Annotated in this window: 21 protein-coding genes and 1 tRNA gene; 9 read left to right on the top strand and 13 right to left on the bottom strand. The window is 67.1% G+C overall.

Annotation, left to right across the window (positions count from 1 at the left end; all coding sequences use genetic code 11):
* Window positions 1–46 precede the first annotated feature (46 nt).
* Window positions 47–1,225, bottom strand: coding sequence for a site-2 protease family protein (locus M3C25_RS05090; RefSeq protein WP_170274098.1), 1,179 nt, complete (start codon window positions 1,223–1,225; stop codon window positions 47–49).
* A gap of 97 nt (window positions 1,226–1,322) precedes the next feature.
* Here M3C25_RS05090 and M3C25_RS05085 point away from each other — a divergent pair, with 97 nt between their 5' ends.
* Window positions 1,323–2,156 (top strand): RecB family exonuclease, encoded by an 834-nt coding sequence (locus tag M3C25_RS05085; RefSeq protein WP_102160095.1) that lies wholly within the window; start codon window positions 1,323–1,325, stop codon window positions 2,154–2,156.
* 24 nt (window positions 2,157–2,180) lie between these two features.
* Here the strand turns inward: M3C25_RS05085 and M3C25_RS05080 are convergent, their stop codons facing one another.
* Complete coding sequence (locus tag M3C25_RS05080) at window positions 2,181–2,885, bottom strand: HAD family hydrolase (RefSeq protein ID WP_102160097.1); 705 nt, start codon at window positions 2,883–2,885, stop codon at window positions 2,181–2,183.
* 23 nt (window positions 2,886–2,908) lie between these two features.
* On the opposite strand from M3C25_RS05080, the gene M3C25_RS05075 reads away from it, so the two are divergent.
* Complete coding sequence (locus M3C25_RS05075) at window positions 2,909–3,745, top strand: PAC2 family protein (protein WP_102160099.1); 837 nt, start codon at window positions 2,909–2,911, stop codon at window positions 3,743–3,745.
* Between the two features lie 61 nt (window positions 3,746–3,806).
* Here the strand turns inward: M3C25_RS05075 and mshC are convergent, their stop codons facing one another.
* From mshC to M3C25_RS05060, 3 genes are all read right to left on the bottom strand, one after another.
* Window positions 3,807–5,039, bottom strand: a complete 1,233-nt coding sequence (mshC, locus tag M3C25_RS05070) for a cysteine--1-D-myo-inosityl 2-amino-2-deoxy-alpha-D-glucopyranoside ligase (RefSeq protein ID WP_102160101.1) — start codon at window positions 5,037–5,039, stop codon at window positions 3,807–3,809.
* A gap of 86 nt (window positions 5,040–5,125) precedes the next feature.
* Window positions 5,126–6,022 carry an Rv2133c family protein gene (locus M3C25_RS05065; protein ID WP_170274099.1) on the bottom strand — a complete coding sequence of 299 codons (897 nt, stop codon included), beginning with the start codon at window positions 6,020–6,022 and terminating at the stop codon, window positions 5,126–5,128.
* Between the two features lie 8 nt (window positions 6,023–6,030).
* Complete coding sequence (locus M3C25_RS05060; RefSeq protein WP_146004287.1) at window positions 6,031–6,597, bottom strand: Rv2134c family protein; 567 nt, start codon at window positions 6,595–6,597, stop codon at window positions 6,031–6,033.
* Window positions 6,598–6,681: 84 nt separating this feature from the next.
* On the opposite strand from M3C25_RS05060, the gene M3C25_RS05055 reads away from it, so the two are divergent.
* On the top strand, window positions 6,682–7,032 hold the full coding sequence (locus tag M3C25_RS05055; protein ID WP_217004873.1) for a hypothetical protein: 351 nt from the start codon (window positions 6,682–6,684) through the stop codon (window positions 7,030–7,032).
* Between the two features lie 59 nt (window positions 7,033–7,091).
* Here the strand turns inward: M3C25_RS05055 and M3C25_RS05050 are convergent, their stop codons facing one another.
* Window positions 7,092–7,997 carry an aldo/keto reductase gene (locus M3C25_RS05050; protein ID WP_217004871.1) on the bottom strand — a complete coding sequence of 302 codons (906 nt, stop codon included), beginning with the start codon at window positions 7,995–7,997 and terminating at the stop codon, window positions 7,092–7,094.
* A gap of 174 nt (window positions 7,998–8,171) precedes the next feature.
* On the opposite strand from M3C25_RS05050, the gene M3C25_RS05045 reads away from it, so the two are divergent.
* Window positions 8,172–8,999, top strand: a complete 828-nt coding sequence (locus M3C25_RS05045) for an undecaprenyl-diphosphate phosphatase (protein ID WP_259855246.1) — start codon at window positions 8,172–8,174, stop codon at window positions 8,997–8,999.
* 62 nt (window positions 9,000–9,061) lie between these two features.
* Here the strand turns inward: M3C25_RS05045 and M3C25_RS05040 are convergent, their stop codons facing one another.
* A complete protein-coding gene (locus tag M3C25_RS05040) occupies window positions 9,062–9,742 on the bottom strand; it encodes a histidine phosphatase family protein (protein ID WP_102160109.1) in 681 nt (226 codons plus the stop codon).
* 102 nt (window positions 9,743–9,844) lie between these two features.
* Between M3C25_RS05040 and M3C25_RS05035 the strand changes: the two genes are divergently transcribed.
* Together M3C25_RS05035 and M3C25_RS05030 are read left to right on the top strand one after the other, a co-directional pair.
* Window positions 9,845–10,048, top strand: a complete 204-nt coding sequence (locus tag M3C25_RS05035) for a DUF5703 family protein (RefSeq protein WP_102160111.1) — start codon at window positions 9,845–9,847, stop codon at window positions 10,046–10,048.
* The gene (locus tag M3C25_RS05030; protein ID WP_259844463.1) at window positions 10,045–11,016 is read left to right on the top strand and encodes a DMT family transporter; all 972 of its coding nucleotides are present in this window, start codon (window positions 10,045–10,047) and stop codon (window positions 11,014–11,016) included. The genes M3C25_RS05035 and M3C25_RS05030 overlap by 4 nt, the downstream gene beginning before the upstream one ends.
* Before the next feature lie 40 nt (window positions 11,017–11,056).
* On the opposite strand, the gene M3C25_RS05025 is transcribed toward M3C25_RS05030, so the two are convergent.
* Window positions 11,057–12,367: a M20/M25/M40 family metallo-hydrolase gene (locus tag M3C25_RS05025; RefSeq protein WP_170274105.1), complete on the bottom strand. Its 1,311-nt coding sequence runs from the start codon at window positions 12,365–12,367 to the stop codon at window positions 11,057–11,059.
* 249 nt (window positions 12,368–12,616) lie between these two features.
* Between M3C25_RS05025 and M3C25_RS05020 the strand changes: the two genes are divergently transcribed.
* Both M3C25_RS05020 and M3C25_RS05015 read left to right on the top strand, forming a co-directional pair.
* A complete protein-coding gene (locus M3C25_RS05020) occupies window positions 12,617–13,906 on the top strand; it encodes an NAD-dependent epimerase/dehydratase family protein (RefSeq protein ID WP_259855245.1) in 1,290 nt (429 codons plus the stop codon).
* Window positions 13,906–15,093 (top strand): glycosyltransferase family 4 protein, encoded by a 1,188-nt coding sequence (locus tag M3C25_RS05015; protein ID WP_102160119.1) that lies wholly within the window; start codon window positions 13,906–13,908, stop codon window positions 15,091–15,093. Before M3C25_RS05020 ends, M3C25_RS05015 begins: the two co-directional genes overlap by 1 nt.
* 11 nt (window positions 15,094–15,104) lie before the next feature.
* On the opposite strand, the gene M3C25_RS05010 is transcribed toward M3C25_RS05015, so the two are convergent.
* The 5 genes from M3C25_RS05010 to M3C25_RS04990 form a co-directional block, all read right to left on the bottom strand.
* Entirely contained in the window at window positions 15,105–15,731 is a 627-nt protein-coding gene (locus M3C25_RS05010) for a hypothetical protein (RefSeq protein WP_165882930.1), read from the bottom strand.
* A 157-nt stretch (window positions 15,732–15,888) separates the two neighbouring features.
* Window positions 15,889–15,976 (bottom strand) — tRNA-Leu (locus M3C25_RS05005).
* A 130-nt stretch (window positions 15,977–16,106) separates the two neighbouring features.
* Complete coding sequence (locus tag M3C25_RS05000) at window positions 16,107–16,985, bottom strand: MaoC/PaaZ C-terminal domain-containing protein (protein ID WP_259844457.1); 879 nt, start codon at window positions 16,983–16,985, stop codon at window positions 16,107–16,109.
* A complete protein-coding gene (locus tag M3C25_RS04995) occupies window positions 16,985–18,355 on the bottom strand; it encodes a 3-oxoacyl-ACP reductase (protein ID WP_259855252.1) in 1,371 nt (456 codons plus the stop codon). The genes M3C25_RS05000 and M3C25_RS04995 overlap by 1 nt, the downstream gene beginning before the upstream one ends.
* A gap of 2 nt (window positions 18,356–18,357) precedes the next feature.
* Window positions 18,358–19,638, bottom strand: coding sequence for an acetyl-CoA C-acetyltransferase (locus M3C25_RS04990; RefSeq protein WP_165882928.1), 1,281 nt, complete (start codon window positions 19,636–19,638; stop codon window positions 18,358–18,360).
* 87 nt (window positions 19,639–19,725) lie between these two features.
* Here M3C25_RS04990 and M3C25_RS04985 point away from each other — a divergent pair, with 87 nt between their 5' ends.
* Window positions 19,726–20,406 (top strand): TetR/AcrR family transcriptional regulator, encoded by a 681-nt coding sequence (locus tag M3C25_RS04985; RefSeq protein ID WP_259855244.1) that lies wholly within the window; start codon window positions 19,726–19,728, stop codon window positions 20,404–20,406.
* Window position 20,407: the final 1 nt, after the last annotated feature.

Genomic DNA, 20,407 nt, shown 5'->3' with positions numbered 1-20,407 from the left:
TCAGGTCTCTCACTGCGTGAACGCAGGCGTCGCGGTGGCTGGCAGCTCAGTCGGCGAGGAGTTCGTCGAAGAACTCCTGTAAGTCGATGACACCGGTGAGGGTCGAGCCGCGCATCACCATGCAGTACGCGGCCTTCGGCCGGTGGGTCAGCGATTCGAGCAGGTGCGGGGCCGTGATGTCTTCCGGTACGCCGATCCACCCGCCGAAGGGCCGGGCGAAATCGGCGATCATCTCAGTGCGCTGCGCCCCGATCGGCACCTGCGAAGCGGCGTGGCGATCGAGGAACGCATACGGCAGCCCGCGCTCGTTGAGCACGACGATGATCACTGAGGGGCCCTTGCCCAGCGAGTCGGCGAAGCCGAGGGTCTGCTCGATGGTCGAATCGTGGGTGGCGGCGATCGCCGGCTGGATGACGGAGCGCAGATCGTAGGTCTCCATGCGGCGGGCGCGTTTGGCTTGGGTGACGGCGTCGCTGGCGGAGAACCACAGCATGAACGCGATCGCCGACATCCACAGCACGGTGATGAGGTCGGGGCGCTCACCGCGCAGCAGCGGGGTGACGACAGCCCAGAAGACGAATCCGGTGGCGATGATCCGCCCGATCCAGGCGGCGATGACGGTGCCGAGGTACTGGCTGCTGGTGCCGCGCCAGATGAGCGCCTGGATCGCCCAGCCGCCGTCGAGCGGGATGCCCGGCAGCAGGTTGATGATGCCCAGTGCCGCATTGGCGAACGTGACGGCGATGAGCAGCAGCCACGCCACCGATGACTGTTCGAAGGCGCCCATGGCCAGCCAGCCGAGACCGGCGAGGACGAGGTTGATGACCGGGCCGACGACGGAGATGATGAAGCTCGTCGAGGCCGCTCGCTTCGGATCCTCTTCGATCTTGGGTTCGAACCGGGTGAAGCCGCCCCAGATGTTCAGCTCGATCGCAGCGACCTTCTGCCCGACAGCAGCTCCTGCGATGGCGTGGGCGAGTTCGTGGAGGAAGACGGAAGCGAAGAGGAACACCGCGTAGGCGAATGCGACGATCCAGGCGAGGATCCCGAGGTCGGGCCGGACGCTGGAGACCCATGGGGCGAAGAGCACCGTGATGATGACTGCGGCGATGAACCAGGACCAGGCGAGGACGACGGGAGCGCCGAAGACCCGGCCGATGATGAGCCCGTTCGACGCCCCGGTGCGTTTGGCCGGGGGGTTTGGCTTCGTGCTCGCCTCAGTCATGTCCACCATCCTAAAGGGGATGCCCTGCTGACTTTGAGCGCCCATGCCGAGGACAGACCGGTCAGTGATGTCAGCGGTGGCCGGTAGGGTTTCGGGTATGGCCAAACTCGTCGCGCTCTCTCCGTCCCGGGCCAATGACTTCGTCCAGTGCCCGCTGAAGTTCCGCTTCCGCACGGTCGACAAGATTCCCGAGCCGCTGTCACCGGTCGCCTTCCGCGGCACCCTCGTCCACGCGGTGCTCGAACGCCTCTTCGACGCGGTCGCTCCCGAACGGACGTGGGAGAAGACGATTGAGCTGCTTCCCATCGAGCTGAACCGGCTGACTGACGAGGACGGGCGCGTCGCTGAGCTCTTCCCCGATGAGGAGGATCGCCGCCGGCTGCTCAACGAGTCAGCCGAGCTGTGCCGGTCGTACTTCGCGTTGGAGATCCCGCAGATGCTCGAACCGGATCGGCGTGAGGAGTTCGTGCAGGTGCCGCTCGAAGGCGGTCCGGTGCTACGCGGGTTCATCGACCGCGTCGATGCCGCCCCGGGCGGGGCGGTGCGGCTCGTCGACTACAAGACCGGCAAGCAGCCCAAACCGCAGTACGGCCGTGAGGCTGATTTCCAGATGCGCTTCTATGCCCTCATGCACTACCTGGCAGAGGGCCAGCTTGTGCACACCCTCAAGCTGCTCTACCTCGGTTCGCGCAGCTCGATCGACATGCAGCCGACGATGGGTGACATCGAGCGCACCGAGTTCGAAGTTCGCGGCATCTGGAATGAGATCACCGATGCCGCTCAGACCGGGCGCTGGCGTCCGCGGCGTTCCCCGCTGTGCAACTGGTGCTCGTTCAAGCCGATGTGCCCGGCATGGGGCAATACACCTCCAGAGGCTCCGGCGATCACCGAGATCGCCGGTGCCGACCTGCTCTCAGGCACCACCGACTGAGCCAGGCTGCAGGATCCTGCAGCCTCAGTGGCCGTCGTCGGACTGCTGGGCGTCAGCGACGCCGGGCCCGTGCGGGACGGCTTCGCCGATGAGACCGTCGAGCGACTGGGCGCTCATCCCCTCCAGGGTCGGCACGAGGCGCCGGCCAGGCTGTTCGGGAATCGGCACCAGATGCGGCACCCCGAAGGCGATGGTGCCTGCGGACTCGGCACTCGTGAGTCCTGGGACGGAGTCCTCGAACGCCACACACGCCTCAGGTGCCACGCCGAGGTGTGCGGCGCCGATGAGATACGGCGCCGGATCCGGTTTGCCGGCCGGCACCTCGTCGCCGGTGACCAAGGCTGCGAACGCACCCTCCGGGCAGGCGGCGGCGACGGCCTCGGCGAGCCGCCGATACGACATCGTCACCAGCGCGCACGGCACATTGTTGGCCTGCAGGTCTGCCAGCAGCTCACGGGCTCCGGGCCGGAACGGCACATGCTCGCCGATGAGCTCGATGACCCGGTCGAGGAGCAGTTCGACGATCTCCTCAGCCGGCAGCGTCAGGCCGTGGGCGATGAGGATGTGGGCAGAGGTCAGCAGCTCGTTGCCGACCATGAGCATGCCCTTCTCCTCGTCCCAGTCGAGGCCGTGGGCGTGCATGAGCTCCGTTTCGGCGGTGATCCAGTACGGTTCGGTGTCGACGAGAGTGCCGTCCATGTCCCACAGGACTGCCGAGTAATGTCGCATGCCTCCTAGCGTAGTCTGTGCCCATGGACTTTCTGCCTCCCTCCGATCGCTGGCTGCGGATCATCGCCGTCGAAGGTATGGATGACGCAGGTCAGAGCGCCGTTGACGCCGCGCACCACCTCGTCGAGGCGTGGGATCTGCGCCCGGCTGAGGACCTGCTGACCGATGGCTACTACGACTACACGCTGGTGCGCCCGCGGCTGCGCCGCTCCGGTATGAGCGCTGAAGTCGAATGGCCGTGCATCGAGACCTATACCGGGACGGTGCCGGGCACGCCGATCAACGTCATCGTCATGATCGGACCGGAACCGACCTTCTACTGGGCTGATGCCTTCGAGGTGCTGCTCGACGGCGCGCGTTCCGGCGACCGGGTGGTGCTCATCAGCGGTGCCGCCGCGGCGGTCTCCCACCGCCGGCCGCTGCCGGTGGCGGTCACGAGCGAGCAGTCCGACATCGTCTCCGCCTACGACGGCGTCGAATCGGCCTACGGTGAAGGAACCGCTGGCCTGCTGGAGATCTTCGCCGTCATGCTCGCCGAGCAGCGCATCCCGGCGGTCACCCTGACGGTGTCCGTGCCCGGATATGTCGCCGGCACCACCTCGCCGAAGGCGATCCTGTCGCTGCTCGGTGCTTTTGAGGACCTGACCGGGTTCGTCGTCCCCCAGCACGATCTCGTCGAGGATGCCCGCGCCTGGGAGTTCGGTGTCGAGGAGTTCGTCGAGGCCAACCCCGACCTGCAGGATCACGTCGAGCACCTCGAATCGGTCGCTGAGACCTCCGAGCTGCCCGAAGCCAAGGGCGAGGCGATCGCCCGCGAGTTCGAGCGCTACCTGCAGCACCGGCGCCGCGACGGAAGCTGAGACGGCACCGGCCCGGCACCATCAGGTGCAGGGCCGGTCGTCAGTTCCGAGGCAGAAGCCCTCAGAGCTTGATGCCAAGGAGCGCGTCGATGGCCTCGACGATCTCCTCGGTGTCGGCCCGTGAGCCCTCGCTGCTCGTCGTGGCAGCCCACCGGTCGAGGGTCGACAGGGCTGAGGGCGTGTCGAGGTCGTCGCTGAGGTCGTGGCGCACATCGTCGATGACGTCAGCGGCGCTGACCGTCGAGCCGAGTTCGGCGGCCTTGCGCCACGTGGCCAGGCGCTGCTGGGCCTGCTCGAGCACCTCGTCGGAGTAGCTCCAGTCGCAGCGGTAGTGGTGGGCCAGCAGGGTCAGCCGCACGGCCATCGGGTCGACACCGGATTCGCGCAGCTTGGAGACGAAGACGAGGTTGCCGCGGGACTTGCTCATCTTCTCGCCCTCGTAGCCGACCATGCCGGTGTGCATGAACACCTGCGCGAACGGCTCACCGGTCAGCGCGGTCGCATGGGCTGCGCACATCTCGTGGTGCGGGAAGATGAGGTCTGAGCCGCCGCCCTGGATGGTGAGCGGGAAGCCGAGGTACTCATTGGCGATGGCCGCGCATTCGATGTGCCAGCCGGGTCGGCCGGGACCGAGCTCGCCGCCGTCCCAGGACGGTTCGCCTTCGCGTTCGGCGCGCCACAGCAGCGCATCGAGCGGGTCCTCCTTGCCGGGTGTGTCCGGGTCTCCTCCGCGTTCGCCGAACAGCCGCATCATCGTCTCGCGGTCGTAGTGCGATTCCGAGCCAAAGGCCGGTTTGATCGCGGCGTTGACACGGTAGTACACGTCGCCGTTGTCGAGCCGGTAGGCGTAGCCGTTGTGCAGCAGCTCGGTCACGGCTGAGACGACGAGGTCGATGCTCTCGACGGCGCCGATGTAGTGGTCGGGGGCGATGACGCGCAGCGCTTCCATGTCGCCGCGGAACCGCTCGATCTCACCGTCGGCCAGATCCCGCCAGTCGACGCCGGTGGCGTCGGCCCGCTCGAGCAGCGGGTCGTCGATGTCGGTGATGTTCTGGACGTAGGACACCTCCACACCGGCATCGCGCCACACTCGCTGCAGCACGTCGAAGGCCACATAGGTGGCGGCGTGACCGAGGTGTGTCGAGTCGTAGGGGGTGATCCCGCAGACGTAGAGTCGCGCGACCTTCTCCTTGCCTGGCGCCTGTACGGGTCCCTGCTCTGCAGTGCAGTAGACGTCGGGGCCGCGGCCGGAGCTGGAGAGCCTGGGAACATCAGGAGATTGCCATGGTTTCACGCTCCCAGCATACGAGTGAGTAATCAGCGACCTCAACACGGCCGAAATCCCGGCCCGCGGGAACGGGAGGCGTCAGCGTGCCCAGGTCACAGCGGAGGCCACGGAATCGGCGTCCGGGTCGCCGGTGGCAGCGGGAACGCCCCGAGATCAACCAGGCCGGCAGCACGTGCAGCGGTGGCGTCTGCCTCGGCATCGGTGAGCCAGTTCCCGAGGCGGTGGTGGAGTTCGGTGCTCTCAGCAACCTCGGCCAGCAGCCGGGCTTCGGCTGGGGTGAACGGTTCGCCGCAGAAGCCCCACAGCACCGTGCGCAGCTTCGGTTCGGCGTGGAAGGTCAGGCCGTGGTCGATGCCGAACACACCGGGGGCGGTGCCGTCGAAGCGGTAGTGGCCGCTGAGGATGTGCGAGGCCTTGCGGTCGGCGTTGTTGACGATGAGGTCGAATAGCGCGATCTGCCGCAGCGCCGGTGCCAGGGCGTGGGCGACGATGAGGTCCTCTCCGTCTTCGGACATGGCCGCGAAGATCGCAGCCCAGCCCTCAGGCACCTCGTCGGGTTCGAAGATGTCGACGAGCGCATCACCGGGGCTGAGCGTCTCGACATAGGCCTGCACCGAGCCCGGCCCGGCCGGCATGTCGGTGCGCATGACCGTCGGCGGGGCGACCGGCAGGCCGATGGCCTGCCCGAGTTCGAAGCAGGCGACCTCCCGGCCGGCCAGGGACTGGTGCGGGAAGTCGTGCAGCGGCCGCTCCCCCGCGGCGGGCTTGTACACTGCGCGCAGCACCGTGTCACCGGCTGATACGGTGATGAGCCGGGTGTCGTTCGACGCATGCGGGATGCGCCCGAGCTGGTGGACCTCGCCGGCGGCGAGCACTTCGACGATGCTGGCGGTGTCGTCAGCCTCGGACAGGTGCGTCGGAGTGTCGATGCGGACGGAGATCTCCGGCCAGTCGGGACTGGAGTCGCTGTGCCCGCTGCGGGTGGTCATATCCGGCATTAGCGCGCGATTCCGTTGGCGCGCGGGCACATGTGGCCAGCCGGGTCGAGCGGCAGCGCGCAGAAGGGGCAGTCCGAGCGTCCGGCATTGACGACCTGATCAGCGCGGCGGGCGAACTCGCGGGCCTGGCCGGCGGTCAGCGTCACCTTGAGTGAGCGGCGCTCCTGGGAGTCGTCATCCGGGTCGCCGCTCGTGCCGGACTCGGCATCCTGCTGGGTGAGTTCGAAGCATTCGACGATGAGCAGCCCGGCCTGGGTGTCCCAGCCCAGGCTCATCGTGCCGACGATGAACTCGGCGTCGACCGGCATCGCCAGCCCGGCGTTGTCGATGAGCTCCTCGAGAGGGCCGACGGGGATCGGCACGGTGCTGGCCCCCTTGGCCCGGACCATGTCGAGCAGTTCGTCCATCCGCTCTCCGAGCATCTCGACCTGCTCCTTCTCCAGCGTCACCGAGGTGACGACCCCCTCGGAGGCAGCCTGGAGGAAGAAGGTGCGCTCACCCGGCAGGCCGACGGTCCCGGCGATGAACCGGTCGGGTGACGGGTGTTCGAAGATCGGGACGGCCATAGTCCTTACCCTATGACATTCGATTCCCCTCGTCATCGGCTCGAACTGGTGACGCGGCCAGCAGAAGGGGGGTACATTGGAGGCATGAGCCTTGAACCCGATGTGGCCCTGGAAGAGTTCCTTTCGGCAATCCGCGAGCACTACGCTGCAGCGGCCCACCGTTCCTCCGATGAGGACCCGCGAGTCGAAGCCACCTACATGGCCTTGGCCGAGGCTTTCGACATCTACGAGGACGCCCTCTATCGCGCATTCGAGGAGGTCACGCCCTTTGAGCTCTTCGATGATCAGGAAGATGCCAAGGCCGACCTCGGCGACGATGACGATGACGACGACTTCGATGATGATTTCGACGATGACGACGATGACTACGACGAAGACGATGATGATGACGACTTCGACGACGATTACGACGATGAGGTCACCGTCAAGCAGTGAGCGCTGAGCGCTGCTGCCCCACCCTCACCTGAACAGCGCCTGTTGCCGTGCCCGAGGTGTCAGCTGGGTTCGGAGATCTGGTCGAGGACCTGGAGGATCTCCGGCTGCAGTTCGGCATCGCTGTTGAGCAGCTGCGTGAGCTGATCGGTCGTACGCGGGCTGATGAGGCTGCAGGCCGGCGCCTGTGAGCGCATCCAGGCCAGCGCGACATCGACCGGGGCGATCTCCAGGCTCGAAGCGGCCTTGCTCACGCCGGCCACGATCCGCTGCGCATCATCGCTCAGATACCCCTGCATATAGCCATCCCGGTGGACGGCTGCCCGCGAATCCGCCGGAACGGCCCTGGCGTACTGGCCTGAGAGCACGCCGCGGCCGAGCGCGGCACCGGCGACCATCCCGATGCCCAGATAGTCAGCGGCCGGGGCGACATCGGTCTCTGCCGAGCGCTCGAGCAGCGAATGCTCGTTGAACGCAGCGACCACCGGGATGCCGGCGCCGGCGACAGCGGCCAGCTGCCAGCCGGAATGATAAGCGCAGGCGACATAGCCGATGTCCCCGGCGCTCAGCAGCGTCTCGAGTGCTGAGGCGGTCTCCTCCAGCGGCGTGGTCACGTCGAAGCCGTCGAGGACGAGGACCTCGATGTGGTCCCGGTGCATCCGCTGTAGGAGCTCGCGGGTCTGTCTGAGCACCTGTTGCCGGGACAGGCTGAGGACCGGTTCATCACCGCGCTGGGCGACGCCGACACGGGCGCACACAGTGACTTCGGGGCTGACTGTCAGCTTCCCGAGCAGATCGGCCGCCGGCGAGGCGAACGACGGCAGCTCAAGAGTCGTGCCTCCGGCCTCACTGTAGGAATCGAGGAGCTGCTGAGCGGTCTCCGCCTCAACCCTGCTACCCCAGTCGAAGGTGCCGAGTCCGAGCTCGGAGAGCTCCAGACCTGATGTTCCGACGCGGTGAACGTGCATAGTCCTTGAGGTTACCTGATCAGTGGGTCTACCCTGATGTGGGTCTGCCCGCCGGTGCGTCGTCGCCGCCATGTGACGAATCCCCCGAGCTGACCCCAACCCCGCCGCCAGATCCCCGGCGCGGGAGTCTGCCCACACCGCCGCTGGCGGGTGCCTACAGCTAGGAGTAAGTGCATGGATTGGCTCATCGCCGCGATCCTCGGAGTCGTGCAGGGACTCACGGAGTTCCTGCCGATCTCCTCATCAGCACATCTGCGGATCGTCGGCGAGTTCCTGCTGCCGGGTGAGGACCCGGGAGCGTTCTTCACCGCCATCGTGCAGATTGGCACCGAGACCGCGGTGCTCGTGTACTTCTGGAAGGACATCACCAGCATTATCGTCGCCTGGTGCAAAGCGCTTGTGGGACGCGGTCCCAAGGACGACCCGAAGGTCCGGCTCGGCTGGCTCATCATCCTCGGCTCGATCCCGATCGCTGTGCTCGGCTTGCTGTTCGAAAGCCAGATCGAGACTGTGCTGCGCAGCCTGTGGATCACCGCGACGATGCTCATCGTCTTCGGCATCATCCTCGGCGTGGCCGACAAGTACGGTTCGCGCACCTATGAGCTCAAGGACATGACCTGGGGTCAGGGCATCCTCTACGGCCTCGCGCAGGCGATGGCCCTCATCCCCGGTGTCTCGCGCTCCGGCGGCACGATCATCGCCGGCCGCCTCATGGGCTTCAAGCGCGAAGCCGCTGCCCGCTACTCGTTCCTGCTCGCCGTCCCGGCCGTCATGGCCTCGGGCTTCTACGGCCTGTTCAAGAGCATCGGCGAGCCGATGGTGCTCGGCTGGGGCCCGACCGCGCTGGCGACACTCGTGAGCTTCGTCGTCGGCTACGTCGTCATCGTCGGGTTCCTCAAGTTCATCTCCACCCGCTCGTTCGCCGTCTTCGTGTGGTACCGCGTCATCATCGGCCTGGTCATCTACGCACTGCTGGGTGCCGGAGTCATCTCCGCGATCTGACCGGCCCGCCGCTCCCCTGGCCCGCCGCTCCCCTGGCCCGCCGCTCCCCTGACCGGGAGCGGTCATCGGCCGCCGCCGAGGTCGGGGGCGGCTTGGCGTCCGCCGGCGGTGACCGACATGGCGGTCACGACCGGATGCCCGGTGGCCGGGTAGGAGATGACGCTGAAGGATCCCGGGGCCACCGCGATGCGCTGGAAGCGGTCGAGCGGGCTGCCGAGGGCATCGGCGAGGATCGCTTTGATGATGTCACCGTGGCTGACGATGATCCCGACGCTGTCCTCCTGGGTCTTCTCATCCTCGCCACTGGCCACGGTGCGCTGCCGCAGCTCGGCGACCAGCGCCTCGGCTGCGGCGATCCCCCGAGAGGCCGCCGCCTGCAGCGACTCCCCGCCGGGGAAGACCATCGTCGAGGGGCTTTCGGCCACCCGCGCCCACTCAGGGTGCTCCTTGAGCGAGGTGAGCGGCTGGCCGCTCCACTGCCCGTAGTCGACTTCGGCCAGGCCCGGGTCCTCGCGTGTCTGGCCGACGGTGATGATGCCGAGCAGCTCTTCGGTCGTCTGCACACACCGCATGAGCGGTGAGTGCCGCAGCGCGGTGATCGTGGCGAACGGCAGGATGCCGGCCAGACTGCGGATCTGGGCACGGCCGGCCTCGGTGAGCGCGACCCCGGGTGTGCGGCCGGCCAGCAGGCCGGCGGCGTTGGCATCGCTCTCCCCATGCCGGATGAGAACCAGATGGACCATACGCCTCAGGATAGTGCACGCCGGCCACGCCGTGTCCGCCTTGCGAGCCGCCCGGGAATCGGGCTGGCCTGGTGATAATCTCATCGGAGCGAAGGAGGGAATGTGAAGCGACGTCGTACACCTGTGGAGTACGAGTTCCGGACCGTGAGCCTGCATCGGGAGATGACCCGATCCGAAGCCGCCCGCCTGCTGACCGAGGAAGCCGAATACGGCCGCTGGGAGCTGGCGCGCACCCGGATCGGGATGGGCGGGTCGAAGACCGTGTGGCTGCGTCGCCGCATCATCCGCATCAAGCACTCCGCATGACGGCCACCGCTTCCCGCGGGCCGGCGCTGCTGTCAGCCGCGGCGATGATCGCCGCCGGCATCGCGATGTCCATCCAGGGCACCACCAACGGCCACCTCGCCGCCGCCCTCGGCCACGGCCTGTATTCCGCGTTCATCTCCTTCACCGGCGGCTTCGTCGTCCTGTGCCTCGCCATTCCGTTCGCCCCCGCCGCCCGACGTGGACTCGGACGCGCCTGGCAGCTCGTGCGCCGCCGCGAGTTCCCGTGGTGGATGTTCACCGGCGGCATCGGCGGCGCCTCTGTCGTCATCGCCCAGTCGCTGACGGTCCCGCTGTTCGGCGTGGCGACATTCATCATGTCGTTCGTGTGCGGTCAGCTGCTCGGCGGGATCATCGTCGACAACACCCACCTGAGCCCAGGCGGACGCAGGGCACCGAGCGTCCCCCGCGTCGCCGGCGTCATCATCGTCCTCCTCGGCGTCGTCGTGTCCTCCTCCGGGGCACTGTCGCACGGCGTTCCCCTGTGGGCGCCGCTGCTGCCGCTGACCTCCGGTGCGCTCACGGCATTCCAGCAGGCCTTCAACGGCAACCTCAACACCGCCTCCCGCTCGGCATTCGCAGCGACGTTCACGAACTTCCTCGTCGGTTCGCTGTTCCTCTTCGCCGCAGCTGTCCTCGTGCGCCTGTCCGGCGTGCCGATCAGCGGGTTCCCGCAGCTGCCGGGTCAGTGGTGGATGCTCATCGGCGGTGTGCTCGGCGTCATGTACATCGGCTTCTCCACCGTGGCCGTCGGCCGGCTGGGGGTGCTGCTCATCAGCCTGCTGGCGCTGTTCGGCAATCTGCTCGGCTCACTCGTCAGCGACCTGCTCTTCCCCGTCGGGGCTGCGCCGATCGGCCCGCAGACGTTCATCGCGATCGGGCTTGTGCTCCTCGGCGTCGTCGTCGCCTCCATCCAGCGCCGTCAGCGCTGGTTGGAGGACGACGACTGACACCGCGACAGCTGCCGCAGTGAGAACAGGTGCGGATGGCTCAGGCGTCCATGAGGAACCGGCCGAGCACCCTGGCACCGAATTCCAGAGCTGAGACCGGCACCCGCTCGTCGACACCGTGGAACATCGCCGGGAAGTCGAGATCCGGGGTCAGGCGCAGCGGTGCGAAGCCGTAGCCGGTGATCCCCAGCAGCGAGAGCGCCTTGTTGTCGGTGCCGCCTGAGAGCGTGTACGGCAGCACTGTGGCATCCGGGTCCTCCTCCTGCAGGGAGGCGACCATCGTGTCGACGAGCCGTCCGCCGAAGGGCGATTCGAGCGCGGTGGCCACGATCTCCTCTTCGATGTCGACACCCTCGCCGGCGAGCTCCTTGAGCTTGAGCTTGAGGTCCTCGTACTGACCGGGCAGGTGCCGGCAGTCGATGTAGGCCGAGGCGGTCGAGGGGATGACGTTGTGCTTATACCCGGCTTCGAGCATCGACGGGTTCGAGGTGTTGGCGAACGTCGCGCCGACGAACTTGGCCACCGAGCCGAGCTCGTCGAGCAGCTCGCCGTAGGTCTCTGCACTGAAGGGGATCCCGGTGAGCTCGGACACGCCGACGAGGAGGTCGCGGGTGGCCTGCGGCATCTGCTCAGGCCACTCGTACGCGCCGATCCGCGCGACCGCCTCGGCGAGCTTGGTGACCGGGTTGTCGCGGTTGATCTGCGAGCCGTGCCCGGCCGTGCCGCGGGCGATGAGCTTGAGCCAGGCGATGCCCTTCTCCGCAGTCTGGACGAGATACACGCGCTGGCCGCGGATATCGACGGAGTAACCGCCGACCTCGGAGATCGCCTCGGTGGCGCCGTCGAACACCTCGGGATGGTTCTTGGCCATCCACTGCGAACCGTAGAGCCCGCCTGCCTCCTCATCAGCGAAGAAGACGATGATGAGATCGCGGCGCGGGCGCAGATTCTCGCGCATCATCGTACGCACGACCGCGATGATCATCGCGTCCATGTCCTTCATGTCAACGGCCCCACGACCCCAGACGAGACCGTCGCGGATCTCCCCGGCGAACGGGTCGACAGACCATTCGGAGGCATCGGCGGGAACCACATCGGTGTGACCGTGCACGACGAGCGCCGGCGCCTCGGGATCGGTGCCCGGCACCCGGGTCACCAGCGTCGCGCGGCCGGGAGCGGACTCGTAGATCTGGGACTCCAGGCCGACCTCGGCGAACCAGGCGGCGATCTGGTCAGCGGCCGGACGCTCGGGATTGCATTTGTTGTTGCCCCAGTTCTGCGTGTCGATGCGGATGAGCTCCTGGCACAGGCGGGTGACCTCTGCCTCGGCGCTGGCGAACTGATGACTCATCGGCACTCTCCATTCTCACTCGCGGCGGTGCGGCCGGGCCGGCCTGAGCCGAGCGTACACCGGAAGCGCAAGCACGTTCGCGAGCGTTCGTCATCCGGAAATCGGCGAACCGCAGATGAATACCCCGTAACGCCTTCGAAGCAGCAGCCCTCCGGCGCGTCGGCGCGTGCGTGGGCGGCGTGTGCATATGGCAGACTACGACTAAGTGTCCCGGCGCGAGCGCGCCGTCGTCGATCGAGGAGGAGCAAGATGAAGACTGTTGTCTGCGGTGGAGACGGATTCTGCGGCTGGCCGACAGCCCTGCATCTCTCAGCGCGAGGCCACGACGTTGTCATCCTCGACAATCTGTCCCGCCGGGCGATCGACGAGGAGCTCGGTGCGGAGTCGCTGACCCCGATCGCCTCGATCGAAGAACGGCTCGACGCCTGGGAGGAGCTGACCGGCAAGCGGATCGGCTTCGCCCAGATCGACCTGGCGCAGGACTACGAAGCCGTGCTGCGCCTGCTCGGCGAGTATGCACCCGACACCGTCATCCACTTCGCCGAACAGCGGGCAGCGCCGTACTCGATGAAGTCCCCGGCGCACAAGCGCTACACCGTCGACAACAACGTCAACGCCACCCACAACCTGCTCGCTGCGATCGTCGAGAACGGCTCCGACATCCACCTCGTGCACCTGGGCACGATGGGCGTCTACGGCTACGGGACCGCCGGCATGGAGATCCCCGAGGGCTACCTCGATGTGCAGGTCACCGCCGACAAGGATGCCGAGGGACGGCCGTGCGAGCCGTACCAGGTCGAACAGCAGATCCTGTACCCGACGAACCCGGGTTCGATCTACCACATGACGAAGGTGCTCGATCAGCACCTCTTCGCCTACTACGCCAAGAACGATGCGCTGCGCATCACCGACCTGCACCAGGGCATCATCTGGGGTACGAACACCGCAGAGACCAAGCTCGATGAGCGCCTGGTCAACCGCTTCGACTACGACGGCGACTACGGCACCGTGCTCAACCGGTTCCTCATGCAGTCGGCGGTCGGCTACCCGCTGACCGTCCACGGCACCGGCGGGCAGACACGCGCATTCATCCACATCCAGGACATGGTCCGCTGTGTGGAGATCGCGGTGGACAATCCCCCTGAGGCCGGTGAGCGGGTCAAGATCTTCAACCAGCTGACCGAGACCCACCGGGTGCGCGAACTCGCCGAGCTCATCTGCTCGATCACCGGCGCCCGCCTGGAGAACGTGCCCAACCCGCGCCACGAATCGGCAGAGAACGACCTGCACGCCTCGAACGCGACGTTCCTGGCACTCGGGCTCAAGCCGACGACTCTGTCCGACGGGCTGCTCATGGAGGTCAATGAGACCGCCAAGCGCTACGCCCACCGGGCAGACCTGTCGAAGATCCCGGCGTCCTCGGTCTGGACCAAGCACCAGCAGCCGGGTGTGCCCACCGTCCCGGCCGACACCTCGGGCCTGGCCGATGCGCAGGCCAGTGGTGACCACGACGAGACGGCGGCGGTATCCGGCAGCTGATGCGCATCGCCCTCTTCACAGAAGTCTTCCTGCCGAAGATCGACGGAGTCGTCACCCGGCTCATGGGCACCCTCGACCACCTGGCCGATATGGGCCATGAGGTCGTCGTGTTCGCCCCAGGCCACCCACCGGCCCGCTATGCCGGGTTCCGGGTGGTGCCGGTGCGATCTGTGTCCTTCAAGCCGTGGTACCCCGAGCTGCGGGTCGGCCTGCCGACGTCGAACATCGCCAAGACGATGGAGCGCTTCCACCCGCATGTCGTCCATGCGGTCAACCCAATCTGGCTGGCCGCCTACGGCACGATGTCCTCGAAGCGGCGCGATCTGCCGATGCTCGCGTCCTTCCATACGAATGTGCCGGAGTACACGCAGCGGCTCGGGCTCGAGTGGATCACCGACACGACCGAGCGGTGGATCACGTGGATCCACAACCTCGCCGAGGTCAACCTGTGCACCTCGCAGCCGATGATCGAGCAGGCCGCGGCGGCTGGGATCAAGAACCTCGACCTGTGGCCGCGGGCCGTCGACACGCAGACCTACCATCCGGGCAACTACTCGCAGCGGATGCGCGAGCGGCTCACCGACGGGCACCCGGAGGACCGGCTGCTCGTCTATGTCGGGCGGATGTCGAAAGAGAAGGATCTCGACGTGCTGCGCGGCGTCATCGCCCGCGCACCGGAGGGAACCCGGCTGGCGATGGTCGGCTCGGGACCGCATCTCAAGCAGCTGGAGGCTGAGTTCGCCGGCACCCCGACGCTGTTCACCGGCTACATGAGCGGTCAGGAGCTGGCCGAGGCCTACGCCTCAGCCGACGTGTTCGTCTTCCCTTCGACCACTGAGACCTTAGGGCTGGTGGCGCTGGAGTCGATGGCCTCAGGCGTGCCGGTCGTCGCTGCGCGGGCAGGCGGCATCCCGTTCGCCGTGCCCGACGGTGTCGGCGGGCTGCTGTGCGAACCCCATTCGAGTGAGGACATGTCAGCTCAGGTCAACCGTCTGCTGGCAGATGAGAGCCTGCGCTCAGCATTGGCCGCCGGCGGGCAGGCCGAGATGGAGCAGCACAGCTGGCGGGCGGCGACCGAGAAGCTCGTCGAAAGCTACGAGCTGGCCATCGAGCGGCACTGGTCGGACTATGTGCCCCCGCGCTGGCGGATCAAGACGTTCGGCCGGCCGATGCCGCGCGCAACCTGACCGAGCCGAGGTCAAACCTGCTCAGCTGCGGCCTTGGCGTCGTTCCAGCTGCCGAAGTGATTGCGCACCGAGGCGCCTGACGGCCTGGCCCGGCCGGCGGCCCGTTCGTCCTTGGCCCATGCCTCATAGCGGCTGAAGCTCTCCGCTCCCCCGGCTGCGTGCGCATCAGTGAGGAAATCGCTGACCGCGCTGCGGAATGCTTCAGGTGAGTAGTGGAAGGCGCCCCGTCTGCGGCCCCCGCCCGAGGTGGGGAAGCCCAGCGAGCTCAGAGCGTCGTTCCAGAAGTTCGTGCCCAGCCGCTTGCGCACTGTCTGGCTCGTCGGCGGCCAGATCTGGTGCCCAGCCTGGCCCGCGAACTCCAGACCGCGCACCGCGCGGGCACGCGCGGCATCGTAGGCGTCCTTGGAGAACGGCACCGCCGAACCTGCTGTGAGCTCGGCGCGGGTGGCAGCGATGAGTGCGAAGACGTTGAGCACTTCAGCACGGGTCCTGCCCTGCTCATGCAGGACCTCTTCGAGTTCCGCGGCAGCCTCGGACTCGACCGCACCGCTGATCTCCTCTGCCGGTGTCAGGTTCTGTGACAGCGCGTAGAGATAGTGGACAGCGGCAGTGACGAGCTCACTTCGCGTAGAGGGCACTGATGACTTCCTTGTCTTGCCGGGAACACGGTTCGGATGGGCTGCATCCTCACCGGCGAGTATGTCACAGAATCCCGTGCAGACGGAGGCTCGGCCGACATGCAGAAAGCCCCGGAACCTCAATGGTTCCGGGGCTTTCAACGGCCTGAGCCGGTTGTGCGCGAGGGGGGACTTGAACCCCCACGCCCGATATAGTGGGCACTAGCACCTCAAGCTAGCGCGTCTACCAATTCCGCCACCCGCGCGGGCAACAGAGAACACATTACATGCTCTGAACCCGATTGCAAAATCGGATTCGCCCTCTGTGACGAACGCCGCACCAACCTGCGTGAATGCGGGCATCCACGCAGGTCAGGCGGCGTTCAGACACTCCATTCACGATAGCGGCGCGATGCTTCCGAGCACGTGCGGCTTGCCGTTCTTGACGCTCCACACCGCATAGCGGCGAGCAGCGCCTTCGTGATCGTCGAAGACACCGAAGCCCACTCGCGCCGGCAGGATGACCGGCTTGGCGAACTGCGCCCCCCACACGTAGCCGCCGGCCGGGGCCTGGGCGGCCGAGAGCGCACGCGAGGCGGTGTACATGCCGTGGGCGATCGATGCCGGGAACCCGAAGGCCTTGGCGGCCAGCGGATTCAGGTGGATCGGGTTGTAGTCCCCTGAGACCTTCGCATACGTCGGGCCGATCGAGCGCGGCAGCTTCCAGATCGAAGACGGCACTCCAGGCGCCTCGAACTCGCTGCGCGCCTCCTCGCGCTCGGCCTCGGCGCTGCTGAGGTGCTTGCCGACGGCCAGATACGTGGCGGTCTCCTCGAAGACCGTCCCACCGTCGACGTCCCCCGTGACGAGCACGTCGAACTCGGTGCCCTTGCGGTGCTTGCGTGCCTGCCCGATCCGCACCGAGGTCGTCACGGTTTCTCCGATGAGGACCGGCCGGTGCAGGCTGAACCGGTTGACGATGTGCACCAGGCCCAGCAGGGGCAGCGGGAAGCCCGGGTCGGTCATGAGCTGCATCGCCAGCGGGAAGCCGAGCTTGTGCAGGTATCCCGGATGCACCGCATCGGTCACCGGTGCCTCAACGACGCGGTGGAACGCTGCCACCTCGACGGGATCGAGCGTGGTGGTCGATTCCACCGAGCGGGTCGGCATATGAGCAGAGCTGTGGGGGCGCTTCTTGAACTGGCGCAGCAGGGTCTTGCCGAGCACTGCACCGGTGTTGATGGGCTGCGGTACGCCGCGAGTGAATTTCGTCATCACGCCCCCAGCAGGCTCTGGCCGCATACGCGCAGCGTCTTGCCGTTGATGCCGCCGGCGGCCGGCTGAGCGAAGAACGCGATCGCCTCGGCGACGTCGCGCGGCTTGCCACCCTGCTGCAGGCTCGACAGGCGCCGGCCGAGCTCACGCGGGACCATCGGCATCGCAGCCGTCATATCCGTTTCGATGAAGCCCGGTGCCACGGCGTTGATCGTGCCGCTGCGCGCAGCGAAGTCCTCTGCGGCAGCCGCGACCATTCCCACGACAGCGGCCTTCGAAGCCGAGTAGTTCGTCTGTCCGCGGTTGCCGGCAAGACCGGCGATCGAGGCCAGCGACACGACACGAGGAGCCTCACCCCAGCCGTTGGCAGCGGTGATCGTCTCGTTGATGCGCAGCTGGGAGGAGATGTTGACAGCGATGGCTGAGGCCCAGCGGGATTCGTCCATGTTCGCCAGCAGCTTGTCGCGTGTGATACCGGCGTTGTGAATGAGGATGTCGATCGGGGCACCGACGCGCTCCATGATCTGCTGGCCGGTGTCCTCGGCGGTGATGTCGAGCTGGATGGCGACACCGCCGATGCTGTTCATCGTCTGCGCCAGGGCCTGCCCGGCCTGCGGAACATCGACACCGTAGACCTGTGCCCCATCCCGGTGGAGCACACGGGCGATCTCTGCGCCGATGCCGCGGGCGGCACCGGTGACGACAGCGACTGCACCGTTGAGTGGTCCGGTCTGGCCGGTGGCGGCGAACTCCGCGGCCGAGGTGGTGGTTCCGCGGTCGCTGGAGACGGTGAGGAACTGCCCGGAGACGTAAGCGGACTTCGCCGAAAGCAGGAACCACAGGGCGGCTACAGCCGATGGAGCGGTGGCCTGCACGCCGTCGAGGACGATGCCGTTGGCGGTCGAGCCGGCGCGCATCTCGTGTGCAAGCGAGCGGGTGATGCCGGTGACGGCGTTGCGGACGGCGTTGAGCGCCGGGTCGGCATCGGTGGTGTGCGGGAAGACGACGCCGGCGTCGGCGACGGTGATGACCCGACCGCATTTCGTCAGCTGGCGCAGCGCCGAGCCGATGGCCAGGGTCGTGTCCTGCAGCTGGTCGGGGTGGGTCAGGCCGTCGTAGGCGGCGATGATCGCCTGGTAGCGCAGACCCGGGTTCGGGGTGCGGTGGACGCTGAAGCCGTTGTCGAGCAGCAGCTGGCTGAGTGCGTCGGCCCCGCTGGTCTCACCGAGCACGAGGATCGGCTCGCTGAGGTAGCCGTGGGAGCTGTCGGCCGGGTCGAAGCGGCGCAGCGGCACAGGTGCCGGCAGTCCGAGGGTCTTGACGATCTTCTTCAGCGGCCCGTTGGCCAGCGAGATGTACTTGTCGTTCATGGTCATGCCTCCAGGATCGCGGTGAGTCCCTGACCGCCGGCAGCGCAGATCGAGATGAGTGCGCGCGTGCCGCCGGTCTCCTTCAGGTGCTTGGCTGCGGTGGCGATGATGCGCCCGCCGGTTGCGGCGAACGGGTGCCCGGCTGCCAGCGACGAGCCGTTGGGGTTGAGCTTGGTGCGGTCGATCGAGCCGAGTGCGCCGTCGAGGCCGAGGCGCTCACGGCAGAACTCCTCTGATTCCCATGCCGCCAGGTGGCACAGCACGGTCGAGGCGAAGGCCTCGTGGATCTCGAAGAAGTCGAAGTCGGCAAACGTCAGGCCGTTGCGGGCCAGCAGACGCGGAACGGCGTAGGCCGGAGCCATGAGCAGTCCCTCTCCCCCGTGGACGAAGTCAACGGCGGCCGCCTCAGCGTCGCGGAAGTATGCCAGCGGCTCCAGACCGTGGGCGGCGGCGTACTCGTCGCTGCCGATGAGCACGGCAGACGCGCCGTCGGTCAGCGGAGTCGAATTGCCTGCCGTCATCGTGGCAGGCTCCGGCAGGTTGCGGCCGAAGACCGGCTTGAGCTCGGCGAGCTTCTCCATCGTCGAGTCCGGGCGCAGGTTCGTATCGACGCTCACACCCTGGTAGGAGGTGACGAGGTCGTCGAAGAATCCTCGGTCCCAGGCGGCAGCGAGGTTGCGGTGCGACTCCACAGCCAGTGCGTCCTGGTCTTCGCGGCTGATGCCCCAGACTGCGGTGCTGATGGCCTGGTGATCGCCCATCGACATGCCGGTGCGGGCCTCGCCGGTGCTCGGCGCCTGCGGAGCCAGGTGCTGCGGCCGCAGCCGAGCCAGAGTCTTGAGGCGCTGACCGTTCGACTTCGCGCGCGAGAGGTCCAGCAGGATCGAACGCAGCTCTTCGGTCACGACGATTGGGGCATCGGATGCGGAGTCGACACCGCAGGCGATGCCGGATTCGATCTGGCCGTGCATGACCTTGTGGCTGATCGATACGACAGTCTCCAGGCCGGTGGCGCAGGCCTGTCCGATGTCGAAAGCCGGGGTGTGGGGGTCGAGTGCGGAGCCGAGGACCGCCTCGCGGGTGAGGTTGATGTCCTTGCTGTGTTTGAGCACGGCGCCGCCTGCGACCTCGCCGAGGAGTTCGCCGGCCATGCCGTAGCGGGCGACGAGACCGTCGAGTGCGCTGGTGAGCATGTCCTGGTTCGAGGCGTGGGCGTACTGCTTGTTGCTGCGGGCGAACGGGATGCGGTTGCCTCCCAGGACTGCGGCTCTGCGCTGCGTCATGTGATTCCTCCGGGGGTCGTAGTTGTCAGGTCGATGCGAGCGCACCGTGAATACCTGTTACTGACAGTACCTGATACTGTTCGTCATATGAAACCCGTCACTCAGGATGGCCGAAGCGCACGCTGGGACGCCCATCGCCGCGAGCGTCGCAAGATGCTCCTGCGCACTGTGCGCCATGCCGTGGCCGACCACGGACCCGAGATCTCCATGGAGCAGCTTTCGGTGCAGGCGCAGACGACTAAGACGGTGCTATACCGGTACTTCGGCGACCGGGGCGGGTTGCAGCGCGCCATGGGCGAATGGGCGATGAAAGTCATCACACGCTCGCTTGACCGGGCTGACTACAGCCCGCACACCCCGCGCGAGTCGCTGCGCGCGATGATCTCAGCGTTCGTCGACCTCGCCGCGCGCGCCCCGAATGTCTACCGGTTCTGCGACGCCGCGGTGACCAGCACCGCAGATCCGAAGGCCGACAACGACTACGACACCTTCTTCCAGGGCATCACCGCGCTGCTGTGCCGCAGGCTCCAGCTCTCCGGCGATGCCGAAGTGCAGTGGGCCTACGGGGCCATCGGGTTCGTCCGCGCCAGCACCGAGCGCTGGCTGCTGCGGCCGACTGACCAGGAGGCATTCGTCGACCAGCTGACCACCTGGCTGTGGAGCTCCCGCAGCACTGCCCTGACCGGCATCGCCGAGCGATCCCAGACTGCTTCGGGCGCGTCCGCCCGCACGACTCCACCCGCACCGAATTCCGAGACCAAGGAGTGAC

The organism is Brevibacterium luteolum, assembly GCF_025147615.1.
Classification (GTDB): Bacteria; Actinomycetota; Actinomycetes; order Actinomycetales; family Brevibacteriaceae; genus Brevibacterium; species Brevibacterium luteolum.
Note: the sequence above shows the minus strand (reverse complement) of the source record. Positions and strands in the feature narration are given on the sequence as shown.